At 69.1% G+C, this 11,946-nt stretch carries 15 protein-coding genes; 6 read left to right on the top strand and 9 right to left on the bottom strand.

Going from position 1 to position 11,946, the window contains the following annotated elements; all coding sequences use genetic code 11:
• Nucleotides 1-73 precede the first annotated feature (73 nt).
• Both ACY35P_RS02750 and ACY35P_RS02745 read left to right on the top strand, forming a co-directional pair.
• Nucleotides 74-652 carry a superoxide dismutase gene (locus tag ACY35P_RS02750; protein WP_462114297.1) on the top strand — a complete coding sequence of 193 codons (579 nt, stop codon included), beginning with the start codon at nucleotides 74-76 and terminating at the stop codon, nucleotides 650-652.
• Between the two features lie 104 nt (nucleotides 653-756).
• A complete protein-coding gene (locus ACY35P_RS02745) occupies nucleotides 757-1,263 on the top strand; it encodes a hypothetical protein (protein ID WP_462114296.1) in 507 nt (168 codons plus the stop codon).
• 9 nt (nucleotides 1,264-1,272) lie between these two features.
• Here the strand turns inward: ACY35P_RS02745 and ACY35P_RS02740 are convergent, their stop codons facing one another.
• A complete protein-coding gene (locus tag ACY35P_RS02740) occupies nucleotides 1,273-2,418 on the bottom strand; it encodes a 5-(carboxyamino)imidazole ribonucleotide synthase (RefSeq protein WP_462114295.1) in 1,146 nt (381 codons plus the stop codon).
• A complete protein-coding gene (gene purE, locus ACY35P_RS02735) occupies nucleotides 2,415-2,912 on the bottom strand; it encodes a 5-(carboxyamino)imidazole ribonucleotide mutase (RefSeq protein WP_462114294.1) in 498 nt (165 codons plus the stop codon). The genes ACY35P_RS02740 and purE overlap by 4 nt, the downstream gene beginning before the upstream one ends.
• Nucleotides 2,913-2,968: 56 nt before the next feature.
• Between purE and ACY35P_RS02730 the strand changes: the two genes are divergently transcribed.
• Both ACY35P_RS02730 and nadC read left to right on the top strand, forming a co-directional pair.
• Complete coding sequence (locus tag ACY35P_RS02730; protein WP_462114293.1) at nucleotides 2,969-3,235, top strand: Trm112 family protein; 267 nt, start codon at nucleotides 2,969-2,971, stop codon at nucleotides 3,233-3,235.
• Nucleotides 3,232-4,086 (top strand): carboxylating nicotinate-nucleotide diphosphorylase, encoded by an 855-nt coding sequence (gene nadC, locus ACY35P_RS02725; protein WP_462114292.1) that lies wholly within the window; start codon nucleotides 3,232-3,234, stop codon nucleotides 4,084-4,086. Before ACY35P_RS02730 ends, nadC begins: the two co-directional genes overlap by 4 nt.
• Before the next feature lie 7 nt (nucleotides 4,087-4,093).
• Here nadC and ACY35P_RS02720 read toward each other — a convergent pair whose 3' ends face one another.
• Entirely contained in the window at nucleotides 4,094-4,855 is a 762-nt protein-coding gene (locus ACY35P_RS02720) for an FHA domain-containing protein (RefSeq protein ID WP_462114291.1), read from the bottom strand.
• 66 nt (nucleotides 4,856-4,921) lie between these two features.
• Here ACY35P_RS02720 and ACY35P_RS02715 point away from each other — a divergent pair, with 66 nt between their 5' ends.
• Nucleotides 4,922-5,257, top strand: a complete 336-nt coding sequence (locus tag ACY35P_RS02715) for a DUF3301 domain-containing protein (protein ID WP_462114349.1) — start codon at nucleotides 4,922-4,924, stop codon at nucleotides 5,255-5,257.
• 20 nt (nucleotides 5,258-5,277) lie between these two features.
• On the opposite strand, the gene ACY35P_RS02710 is transcribed toward ACY35P_RS02715, so the two are convergent.
• The 6 genes from ACY35P_RS02710 to ACY35P_RS02685 form a co-directional block, all read right to left on the bottom strand.
• Complete coding sequence (locus tag ACY35P_RS02710) at nucleotides 5,278-5,763, bottom strand: ClpXP protease specificity-enhancing factor (RefSeq protein ID WP_462114290.1); 486 nt, start codon at nucleotides 5,761-5,763, stop codon at nucleotides 5,278-5,280.
• Nucleotides 5,764-5,870: 107 nt separating this feature from the next.
• The gene (locus tag ACY35P_RS02705) at nucleotides 5,871-6,506 is read right to left on the bottom strand and encodes a glutathione S-transferase N-terminal domain-containing protein (protein ID WP_462114289.1); all 636 of its coding nucleotides are present in this window, start codon (nucleotides 6,504-6,506) and stop codon (nucleotides 5,871-5,873) included.
• Nucleotides 6,507-6,629: 123 nt separating this feature from the next.
• Nucleotides 6,630-7,319 carry a cytochrome c1 gene (locus ACY35P_RS02700; RefSeq protein ID WP_462114348.1) on the bottom strand — a complete coding sequence of 230 codons (690 nt, stop codon included), beginning with the start codon at nucleotides 7,317-7,319 and terminating at the stop codon, nucleotides 6,630-6,632.
• Nucleotides 7,320-7,416: 97 nt separating this feature from the next.
• Entirely contained in the window at nucleotides 7,417-8,706 is a 1,290-nt protein-coding gene (locus ACY35P_RS02695) for a cytochrome b (RefSeq protein WP_462114288.1), read from the bottom strand.
• Nucleotide 8,707: 1 nt separating this feature from the next.
• Nucleotides 8,708-9,340, bottom strand: coding sequence for a ubiquinol-cytochrome c reductase iron-sulfur subunit (gene petA, locus ACY35P_RS02690; RefSeq protein ID WP_462114287.1), 633 nt, complete (start codon nucleotides 9,338-9,340; stop codon nucleotides 8,708-8,710).
• A gap of 170 nt (nucleotides 9,341-9,510) precedes the next feature.
• A complete protein-coding gene (locus ACY35P_RS02685; RefSeq protein ID WP_462114286.1) occupies nucleotides 9,511-10,398 on the bottom strand; it encodes a lytic transglycosylase domain-containing protein in 888 nt (295 codons plus the stop codon).
• A 147-nt stretch (nucleotides 10,399-10,545) separates the two neighbouring features.
• Here ACY35P_RS02685 and miaB point away from each other — a divergent pair, with 147 nt between their 5' ends.
• A complete protein-coding gene (miaB, locus tag ACY35P_RS02680) occupies nucleotides 10,546-11,946 on the top strand; it encodes a tRNA (N6-isopentenyl adenosine(37)-C2)-methylthiotransferase MiaB (RefSeq protein ID WP_462114285.1) in 1,401 nt (466 codons plus the stop codon).

Genomic DNA, 11,946 nt, shown 5'->3' with positions numbered 1-11,946 from the left:
CGACGGATCGCCGCGGTGGCGTGGGGATAGAATGCAAAATTGTACGCCTCCCGCCCCCACCCGGAGTTGCCGCATGGCCATCGAACTGCCTCCCCTGCCCTACGACCGCGCCGCGCTCGAGCCGCACATGTCCGCCGAGACGCTCGACTTCCACTACGGCAAGCACCACAAGGCGTACGTCGACAACGCCAACAAGATGATCGAGGGCACCGAGTACGCCGACATGCCGCTGGTGGACATCATCCGCCGCGCGCAGGGCCCGCTGTTCAACAACGTCGCGCAGGTCTGGAACCACACGTTCTTCTGGAACTGCATGAAGCCCAACGGCGGCGGCGAGCCGACCGGCAAGCTGATGGACGCGATCAACCTCGCCTTCGGCGACTTCGCCACGTTCAAGGACGAGTTCGCCAAGACCTGCATCGGCACGTTCGGCTCGGGCTGGGGCTGGCTGGTGCAGCGCCCGGACGGCTCGCTGGCGCTGGTGAGCACGTCGAACGCGAACACGCCAATCGTCGGCGACGACACCCCGCTGCTCACCTGCGACGTCTGGGAACACGCGTACTACATCGATTACCGCAATGCGCGGCCGAAGTTCGTCGAGGCGTTCTGGAACCTCGTCAACTGGGACTTCGTGGCGTCGAACATGAAGTGATCCGCTGCACCGCGGATCGATCCGACGGCCGGGGCGACCCGGCCGTTTCCGTTTGCGCGACCCGCGGCCTGCGCTAGGCTCGCCTTCAACAGGGGGAGACAACGATGGTCGTGACCGCACTGCCCGGCTACATGCCCTATCTCGCATCGGCCGGGATCGCCTTCGCCGTCTACCGGCGCGTGCGCAGCCATTTCGGACGGCAGCCGTGGCGTCCGAAACGCACGATGGTGCGCAGCGCGCTGCTGGCGATCGCCTTCGTTGCGCTCGCCGTCCTCGGCGTGCTCAAGCCGTCGCAGAACTGGACGATCGCGGTCGGCATGGCGGCCGGCGCCGTCCTCGCGTTCGTGTCGCTGCGCCTCATGAAGATCGACGTGCGCGACGGCCAAGCCGGCTACACGCCCAATCCGTGGATCGGCGCGGCGCTGACCGGCCTGCTGGTGGGGCGACTGGCGTGGCGTTTCACATCGGGAAGTTTCGCCGGCGTGCCGGCTGCGAGCCCGCTCACGCTGGCGATCGGCGCCACCGTCGTCACCTTCTATCTCGCGCAGGGCATCGGCCTGCTCGTACGGATGCGCGCGGTCGGCGCCGGCACCCCGACGCCCGCGGCCTGAGGCGGACGTCTATCGCTCGCCGAGCCTCGCGACGACGGGTTCGACCTGCGCCGCGCGCTCCAGCCGTGCGCCGACGCGGACCAGCGCCTCCGCCAGCGACGCCGCATCGTCGGCGCGCAGCGTGGCGTGGCCGACCTTGCGCCCGTCGCGCGACTCCTTGCCGTAGTCGTGCCAATGCCCGCCCGGCTCGTCCAGCACGGCCGCGGCGTCGGGCATCGCGCCGATCCAGTTGAGCATGCAGCTGCGGCCGACGAGGCGCGTGTCGCCCAGCGGCATGCCGAGCACCGCGCGCAGATGGTTCTGGAACTGCGAGGTCTCGCTGCCCTCGATGGTCCAGTGGCCCGAGTTGTGGACGCGCGGGGCGAGCTCGTTGGCGAGCAGTTCGCCGTCGCGATGGAAGAGCTCGAGCGCGAACACGCCGACGTAGTCGAGCGCATCGGCGAGGCGGCGCGCATAGTCCGTCGCGCGCGCCTGCGTCTGCGCGTCGGCCTGCGCGGGCGCGAGGCTCGCGGACAGCACGCCGTCGACGTGCCAGTTCTCGGTGAGCGGCCAGGCGCGGAATTCGCCGTCGCGGCCGCGCACGGCGACGACCGACAGTTCGCGATCGAAATGCACGAAGCCTTCGAGGATCAGGCCGACCTTCGGCGCCTGCGCGCCGAGCGCATCCCACGCGGCGGCGACGTCATCGGCGCTGCGGATGCGGAACTGGCCCTTGCCGTCGTAACCGAGCCGGCGGGTCTTGAGGATGCAGGGCGTGCCGATCGACGCGACCGCCTCGCGCAGGCCGTCCAAGGTGTCGACCGCCGCGAACGGCGGCACCGGGATGCCGAGTTCGACGAACCGCGTCTTCTCGGCCAGGCGGTCCTGCGCGATCGCCAGCGCGCGCGGGCTCGGGAAGACGTCGACACGCTCGGCGAGCCAGCGCGCGGACTCCGCCGGTACGTTCTCGAAATCGAACGTGGCGACGTCGACACGCGAAGCGAATTCGGCGAGCGCGGCCTCGTCGCGGTAGTCGCCCACCACCATCGGCGCGAACTGCCCGGCGCAGGCGTCGGCGACGTTGTCCATCACCAGGAAGCGCAGGCCCAGCGGCGCGCCCGAGAGCGCGAGCATGCGGGCCAGCTGCCCGCCCCCGAGGATCCCGACAGTGGTCATCGGCGCGGGTCGTCGTTGCGCATGACGTCCGCCGCCTGCCGCTCGCGGAAGGCATCGAGGCGCGTGGCGATGTCGGGGAACTCGGCCGCCAGCATCGCGGCGGCGAACAGCGCGGCATTCGATGCGCCAGCATTGCCGATGGCGAAGGTCGCGACGGGAATGCCGGCCGGCATCTGCACGATCGACAGCAGCGAATCCATGCCGTTGAGCGCCTTGGACTGCACCGGCACGCCGAGCACCGGGACGGCGGTCTTCGCGGCCAGCATGCCGGGCAGGTGCGCCGCGCCACCGGCGCCCGCGATGATCGCGCGGAGTCCGCGATCGCGCGCGGTGGCCGCGTAGTCGAACAGCACGTCCGGCGTGCGATGCGCGGAGACGACCCGCACCTCGTGCGGCACGCCGAGCTCCTCGAGCTTCGAAGCGGCGTTCTGCATCGTCTCCCAGTCGGAGCGCGAGCCCATCACGATGCCGATCAACGGTTGCACGGCGGCCATACGTCCGGTTCCGGGGCAAAGACGTATTCTAATCGGCCCGCACGCCGAACCCCGACATGGACCGCAAGCTGCTCGACCTGCTGGCCTGCCCGGCCACCCGCCAGCCGCTGCGCCCGCTGGACGCCCGCGTCCTGGGCCAGCTCAATGCCGCGATTCCCGGAGGCACCGTCCATCGGGTGGATGGCATCGCCCAGGCCGCGCCGCTGGATGCCGCGCTCGTCACCGCCGACGGCCGCATCGCCTACCGCGTGGACGACGGTATCCCGGTGCTGATCGCCGACGACTCGATCGACCTCGTCGCGGCCGGGCTCGCGGGCGCATGAGCGGGGGCTGGGCACCGCCGCCCGGCGACGCGGTCGACGCGGACGTGCGCCGCGCGCTCGACGAGGACCTCGGCAGCGGCGACGTCACGGCCGCCCTGCTACCCGACGTCGCCGACACGGCTTACCTGTTGTGCAAGGAGGATGCGATGGTCTGCGGGCGCCCGTGGTTCGACCGCTGCCACCTCGCGCTCGACCCCGCCGTGCGGATCGACTGGCACGTGGCCGAAGGCGCGCGCGTCGCGGCGGGCACGCTTCTCGCGACGCTCCGGGCTCGTGCGCGCGCGCTCGTTTCGGCCGAGCGCGCCTCGCTGAATTTCATGCAGACGCTCTCGGCGACCGCGACGGTCACCGCGGCCTATGTCGACGCGGTCGCCGGCACCCGGGCGCGCATTCTCGACACGCGCAAGACGATCCCGGGCCTTCGCCTGGCGCAGAAATACGCCGTGCGCGTCGGCGGCGGGACGAATCACCGCATGGGCCTCTACGACGCCGTGATGCTCAAGGAGAACCACATCCGCGCGGCCGGCTCGATCGGCGGCGCCGTGCAGGCCGCACGCATGCGGTTCCCGGGCGTACCGGTCATCGTGGAGGTGGAGACGCTCGAGCAGCTGGCCGAAGCGCTCGACAGCGCGTGCGACCGCATCCTCATCGACGATTTCGACGCGCCGATGCGCCGCGAGGCCGTGCGCATCGCCGCCGGTCGCATTCCGCTGGAGGTGTCGGGCGGCGTGGATCTTTCGACCATCCGCGCGATCGCCGAGGACGGCGTCGACTGCATCTCGATCGGCGCACTGACCAAGCACGTGCGCGCGATCGACCTCTCGCTCAAGCTCGGCCGCCGGCCGGGCTGAGCGCGCCTCAGATCGCGACGAGGATCGCGGCGGCGAGCAGTGCGACGCCGACCACGAGGCCCCAGACCAAGCGGCGGTCCATGCCCGTCGGCGGTTCGACGGCATCGGCGTCTTCGGACGGCACGGTCGACAGCACGCGAAAGCGCAGCGTGTCGAAGCCGATCTCATCGCCCGTCCGCGCTTCGCCGCGAAGGATGCGCTTGCCGTTGAGGAACGTGCCGTTGGTCGAGCCCAGGTCCTCGATCTGGATGCAGGTCTCGGTGGGCACCAGCCGCGCATGCGCACGCGAGATGCCGTTCTCGTCGAGACGCAGCGTCGACTCCGGCGCGCGGCCCACGGACGCCATGCCGGCGAGCGGAAAACTGCGGCCGAAGAGCTGGCCGGTCATGCCGCGCAGCACGAACTTCGACAACGCCGGGCGCACCGTGGTCGCGAACAGTTCGTCGTTGGCGGGCGCCGCCGCGCGCGCCTCGCGACCGGCGGCGAGATTCTCCATGCCGGTCAGGCGCGCCTCGAAGCGGTCGAACGAGACACGGTCGCCGTCGCGAAGCGCGATCAGGCCGCGCACCGGCGAACCGTTCACCGTGACCGCCGCCTCGGCGGGCACGTCGAGCATCACGCCGTTCGCGGTGACGTGCAGCTGGCAGTGACGGGGTTGCACGCCGGGGCGGTCGAGCACGATGTTGGCATCCGGCGCCGAGCCGATGCTGTTCACGCCCGGCTGCAACACCACCTGCGGATGTTCCCCACCTGGAAATACCAGCTTCATCGATCGTCCCCTGTCGTTCCGTGGCGTCGGCTTGCCGCCGCCGTCCGAAGCGGCCACAGTAACAAAATGCCGACCGTGATCGTGTTGATGATCGTCGCAGCTGCGGCGGTGGCCTTTTGGAACGCCGGACGCGCGGCGGCCGAGCGCGCGCGCGACCTCGGGCGCGACGCCTGCCGCATCGCGCGCGTGCAGTGGCTAGATGAATCCGTTCATGTAATCGCGCTGCGACCGTGTCGCCTCGACGGCGGACGGCTCGGCTGGGAACGGACCTTCCGTTTCGACTATTCGCTCGACGGCGCCGATCGCCACCATGGCCGGATGGTGCTGCGTGGCGATCGCCTGGTGAGCTTTGCCGGCCCGCCCACGCCCGAGCCGATCGCCTTCCCGCCGCGCGGCACCTGATCGACTAAAGCCGCCGGCCCTTACTTGACGATGCGCAGGTGCCCGCGGCGCGGCGGGCTCGGCGGTTCGTCGTCGCCCGGATCGGGTCGTGCGTCGCCGCCGTCCCCGTCCTGCACGAGTTCCAGCGACGGACCGCCGTCGTCCTCGATCGGCATGGCCGTCGCCGACTCGTCGTCGTCCGACTCCGGCGGCAGCGCCATGCCCTGCCCGTTCTCACGCGCGTAGATCGCCAGCACGGCGCTCACCGGAACGGAGACGGCGTGGCTCACGCCACCGAACCGCGCGTTGAACCGGATGAGCTCGTTCGTCATCTCCAATCCCGCAACCGCGCGCTGCGCGACGTTCAGCACGATGCGTCCGTCCTTTACCGCATGGCGCGGCACCTGCACGGCGGGGCGCGTCGCGTCGACGAGCAGGTGCGGCGTCAGCCCGTTGTCCGCGATCCACTCGTACAACGCCCGCAGCAGGTACGGGCGGTGGCTGGTCATCTCGAATTCGTCCGTCATGGTCGCCAGTGTAAGCGAGGCCCCGTCGCCCGCCGCGGCGACCGGACGCAAAAAAGAAACCCGCCGGGCGGCGGGTTTCGTCGGATCACGATCGCGCCGTCAGGCCGTCAGGCCGGCATGTCGCGGAGCTTTCGCTCCTGCTCGGTGAGGCTGCGGGCGAAGCCCGGGTTGCGGAAGATGCGGTTGCCGTAGTCCTCGATCACCTTGCCGTCCTTCGGCAGCGGCACGCCCAACGCCGGCAGGCGCCAGATGATCGGGGCCATCGCGCAGTCGGCGAGGCTCATCTCCGGATTCAGGAAGAACTTGCTCGCCTTGAACAGCGGCACCGAGGCCGTGAGCAGTTCCTTCAGGCGCTTGCGACCGGCCTCCGCCTGGGCCTTGTTGCCCAGCTGGATGGCCTGCACCTGCGGCACCCAGTCGTGCTCAAGGCGCAGCATCGCGAGCCGCAGCCGCGCGCGCGACAGCGGGTCGACCGGCATCAGGGGCGGGTGCGGATAGCGCTCGTCGAGGTATTCGCTCACCACGCTCGCGGCGTAGAGCACGAGGTCCCGCTCGACCAGCGTCGGCACCGACTGGTACGGATTGAGGTCGACCAGATCCTCGGGAGGATTCTGTGGATCGACGGGGATCAGGTCGTACGTGACGCCCTTGGCCGCGAGCACGAGGCGCACGCGATGGCAGAGGACGCAGTCGGTGGAGGAAAACAGGGTCAGGGTATTACGCATTCTTGGACTCGCCGCCATCGTCGACCTCGATCGACCGGAAACCGCCGGCCGCAGGGCGCCGCCCACCCCGTGCGGGCGGTCGCCAACGGTCCCGAGCCGCGACGATGCGGCGCCCCATGTCCCCGGGCGCCGCGTGCGCGGTCAGTGCTCGACGTCGCGCCAGTATTCCTTCTTCAACAACCAGGCGAGGAACGTGAGCAGGGCCAGGAACAGCACCACCCAGACGCCCATGGACTGGCGCTTGAGGGCGGCAGGCTCGCCGGCGTACTCGAGAAATGCAGTGATGTCGCGCGCGGCGCGGTCGAAGCCCTGGGCGTCGAGCGTTCCGGGCTGCGTGATCTTGAGGCCGAGCACCGGGCGCTCGCCCGCCGCGTTCGGCTTGCCGAACTCGGCGTGCTGCAGGCCCTGCAGCTGCCACAGCGGGTTCGGCATGGAGACGTTCGGGAAGACCGTGTTGTTCCAGCCCACCGGACGCGACTCGTCCAGGTAGAAGGACTTGAGGTACGTGTAGACCCAGTCCGGCTGGCGAACGCGGCTGATCAGCGACAGGTCCGGCGGCTGCTTGCCGAACCAGTCCTTGGACTGCTCCGGCATGCTCGCCTCGATGTGCTCGCCGACCTTCGCGCCGGTGAAGTTGAGGTTCGCCTGGACTTCGTCCTCGCTCAGGCCGAGGTCCTCGGCCATGCGCGAATAGCGCAGGTACTTCAGCGAGTGGCAGCCCGAGCAGTAGTTCATGAACAGCTGGGCGCCACGCTGCAGGGAGGCGCGGTCCGCGATGTCGGTGCCCGCCTGCTGCAGCGCGGGGCCTTCTTCGGCGGCCCAGAGCGGCATCGACACGGCGAAGCCGACAACGAGCGTCGCAAGCGATCGCAGAACTCGCATCTTCATGGATCCGGCAGGCTGGAGGCGGGTGGTCGGAACGGACGGCTTAGTCATGCATCGTCACCCGCTCGGGCACCGGCTTGGTCCGGTCGAACTTGGTCCACAGCGGCATCGTGATGAAGAACATGAAGTAGAAGAACGTCAGCGCGCGGCCGAGGTAGGTCTCGTTGATGTCCGTGCCGGGGCCGGAGCCGATCTTTCCGAGCCAGATGAAGGTGAACGCGAACAGCCCGAGCATCACCTTCGCCAGCAGGCCGCGGTAGCGGATCGAGCGCACGCGGCCCTTGTCGAGCCACGGCACCAGGAACAGCATGACGATCGCACCGAACATCACCATCACGCCGCCGAGCTTGTTCGGCACCACGCGGAGCATCGCGTAGTAAGGCGTGAAGTACCACGTGGGCTTGATGTGCGACGGCGTCACGAGGCGGTTGGCCTCGTTGAAGTTGTCGTGCTCCAGGAACAGGCCGCCGACGGTGGGCTCGAAGAAGATGATGAAGGCCGCGAGCATCAGGAAGAAGCCGACGCCCACCAGATCCTTGACCGTGTAGTACGGGTGGAACGGGATGCCGTCCTTCGGCGCGATCGGCGACCAGCGGTTGCCCTTCGGGCCGTACTTGATGTCGATGCCGTCGGGGTTGTTCGAGCCGACCTCGTGCAGGGCGCCCAGGTGCAGCACGACCAGCAGGAGGAGCACCATCGGCAGCGCGATCACGTGCAGCGCGAAGAAGCGGTTCAGCGTCGCGTCGGACGGCAGGTAGTCGCCCATGATCCATTCGGTCAGGCCATTGCCGATGACCGGGATCGCGCCGAAGAGCGAAATGATGACCTTCGCGCCCCAGAACGACATCTGGCCCCACGGCAGCACGTAGCCCATGAAGGCTTCGGCCATCAGCACCAGGTAGATCACCATGCCGAGCAGCCACACGAGCTCGCGCGGCTTGCGGTACGAGCCGTACATCAGGCCGCGCCACATGTGCAGGTAGACGACGATGAAGAACAGCGAGGCGCCGGTGCTGTGCATGTACCGGATCAGCCAGCCCCACTCGACGTCGCGCATGATGTACTCGACCGACGCGAACGCCTGTGCGGCGTCGGTCTTGAAGTGCATCGTGAGGAAGATGCCGGTGACGATCTGGTTGACCAGCACCAGCATCGCGAGCGAGCCGAAGTAGTACCAGATGTTGAAGTTCTTCGGCGCGAAGTACTCCGACATGTGCTTCTTGTACGCCACGCCCGCATTCGGCGCGCGGTCGTTGAACCAGTTGGTCAGACCGGTGATGAGGCCCTTGGCGATGTTGTTCGGGGCCGACTTCTGGTCGTTGCTCATGGCCATGTCAGGCGGCTCCCTGCGGATCGACGCCGATCACGATGGTGTTGTCGCCTTCGTAGTGGTGCGGCGGCACGGCGAGGTTGGTCGGGGCGGGGACGCCCTCGAAGACGCGGCCCGACATGTCGAAGCGCGACTTGTGGCAGGGGCAGAAGTAGCCGCCCTTCCATTCCGGATCGAACGGCTCCGGGCGGATCTCCGCCTTCATCTCCGGCGAGCAGCCCAGGTGCGTGCAGAGGCCGACGAGCACGGAGATCTCCGGCTTGATCGCGCGGAATTCCGGGTTGCCCTTCAGCACGTACTTCGGCTGCTGGTCCGGGTTCTGCGACTTGGGATCGCGCAGGCGGCCGTCCAGGGTCGGCAGCGCCTTCAGGATGTCCTGCGAGCGACGCACGATCCAGATCGGCTGGCCGCGCCATTCGACGATCAGGCGCTGGCCCATCGGCAGTGCGCTGATGTCCGCGGTGATCGGCGCGCCGGCGAGCTTGGCCCGCGCGCTCGGATTCCAGGACTTGATGAACGGCACCGCGGCGAAGCCGGCCCCGACCGCGCCGACGACGGCGGTCGTCGCGGTGAGGAACCGACGGCGGCCGAGGTTGACCGGCTCGTTGATGGGCTCGTGAACCCCTTCGTTGGCCATCCGGCACTCCGAAAACTGATTTCGACGTGGGCCGCCGACGGCGGAAGCCGGGCGCCCGATAAAGACGCGGAAGTGTAACGGAACGGTGAACGAGCCGACAATCCGCCAGGACGCCGGAAACCCGGGAGCTTGAACGCGTTGGCGTTCGGAGGGCCCCGACGGGCCCGGGCTCAGCGCAGGACGGTCGAGGACCGGTAGCGGTCGGCGAGCAGCGCGACGCGCTGGACGTAGCGCTGGGTCTCGTTGTACGGCGGGATCCCGCGGTACTTGTCGACCGCGCCCTCGCCCGCGTTGTAGCCGGCGGCCGCGAGGCGGACGTCGCCATTGAAGCGCTTGAGCAGGAACGCCAGGTACTGCACGCCGCCACGGATGTTCTGCGCGGGATCGAAGGCGTTCGAGACGCCGAAGCGGCGCGCCGTGGCGGGCATCAGCTGCATCAGGCCCTGTGCGCCGACGCGCGAAAGCGCGTTCGGGTTGTAGGACGACTCGGCGTGGATGATCGCGCGGACGATGGATTCCTCGACGCCGAACTGCGCGGCGGCCGAGGCGATCTCGCTGCGGTAGGCGTCCTGCCGCAGGCGGAGCTTGGAGAAGTTGACGCCCGGCTGCGCGCCGCAGGCGAAGCACGTCTCCATGTAGCTGTAGCGGATCGTGCGGACGGCGCTCGCGACGGCGACGCCGGTGGGGCGTCGGCTCGAGTAATGCCGGACACCGTCCTGCATGTAGGAGTAGATCTGGCCGCGCACGAGGCGCGGGCCGCCCGAGGCGGGCGCAGCCGGTGCGGGTGCCTCGACGGCGGGCAGCGACGCCGCGGCCGGCGAACCGGCGACGAAATTGACGGGCGTCACGGCGCCTTGCGCGACCGGCGGCGCGGACGCGCGATGTCGCGCACCGCGGGCGGCGGTGAAGCGGCCGAGCACGGTGCACTGCGCCCCGGCGACGCGCTTGCTGGCATAGCTGCGCACGCCATCGACATCGCACCGGTAGACGGTGCCGGCGAAGGCGGGACCGGCCGCGAGCAGGCCGGAAAGAAGCAGCAGTGCGGTGCGCGTCTTCATGGGACCATCATTCCCGGATTGCGGAACTTTCACAAGCCCTTGATCCAACTCACATTGTTGATCTGCGGACGCGGTCACCGGGCCTGTTGCGCCGCGGTAGACTAGAGCGGCCGGCCCGGACTAACCGCCGCCCTTCCCCGGAATCCCATGACCGACCTGTCGCCTCCCGTTGCCGATCCGGCCGCGGACGCCCCGCCCGCGCCGCGCGGCAAGCTCTTCATCGAGACCCACGGTTGCCAGATGAACGAGTACGACTCGGCGAAGATGGCCGACGTTCTCGGCGCTGCGGAGGGTCTCGAGCTCACCCGCGACGCGTCCGAGGCCGACGTCATCCTGGTCAACACCTGCTCCATCCGCGAGAAGGCCCAGGAGAAGGTCTTCAGCCAGCTCGGCCGCTGGCGGGCCCTCAAGCAGGGCGGGAAGCCGGTCCTGATCGGCGTCGGGGGCTGCGTGGCAAGCCAGGAGGGCGAGGCGATCGTCAAGCGCGCGCCGTTCGTCGACCTCGTCTTCGGGCCCCAGACCCTCCACCGCCTGCCCGAGCTGATCGAGGCGCGGCGCGAGTCCGGCAAGCCGCAAGTCGACATCTCCTTCCCCGAGATCGAGAAGTTCGACCGCCTCCCCGCCCCGCGTGCCGAGGGCCCGAGCGCGTTCGTCTCGATCATGGAAGGCTGCTCGAAGTACTGCTCGTTCTGCGTGGTGCCCTACACCCGCGGCGAGGAAGTCAGCCGCCCGTTCGAGGACGTGCTGGTGGAGGTCGCGCAGCTCGCCGCCCAGGGCGTTCGCGAGATCAACCTGCTCGGCCAGAACGTCAATGCCTACCGGGGGCCGTACGGCGACGGCGAGGTCGCCGACCTGGGGCTGCTGATCCGGACGATCGCGGCCATCGAGGGCATCGACCGCATCCGCTTCACGACGTCGCACCCGCTCGAGTTCTCCGACTCGCTGGTGGAGGCCTACCGCGACGTGCCGCAGCTCGCGAACTACCTGCACCTGCCGGTGCAGTCCGGCTCCGACCGCATCCTGACGGCCATGAAGCGCGGCTACACGGCGCTCGAGTTCAAGCAGAAGATCCGCAAGCTGCGCGCGGTGCGACCGGACATCTCGATCTCCTCCGATTTCATCGTCGGGTTCCCGGGCGAGACGGATGCCGACTTCGAGAAGACCATGAAGCTGATCGAGGACGTCGGCTTCGACCAGTCGTTCTCCTTCATCTATTCGCGCCGCCCCGGCACGCCCGCCTCGAACCTCGAGGACGACGTGACCAGCGAGGCGAAGCACGCGCGGCTGTCGCGCCTGCAGGCGACGATCAACGACAACGCGCGGCGCATCTCGGATTCCATGGTCGGCAGCGTGCAGCGCATCCTCGTGGAAGGCCCGTCGCGCAAGGACCCGAACGAGCTCACCGGCAAGACGGAAAACATGCGCTCGGTGAACTTCGCCGGGCCGCGGCGCCTGGTCGGCCAGTTCGTGGACGTCGTGATCACCGAGGCGATGACGAACTCGCTACGCGGCCGCGTCGTGCTGCAGGACGAAGCCGTCCCGGCCTGA

This window comes from Lysobacter xanthus (assembly GCF_047159895.1).
This window is presented reverse-complemented; position numbering and strand designations above follow the sequence as displayed.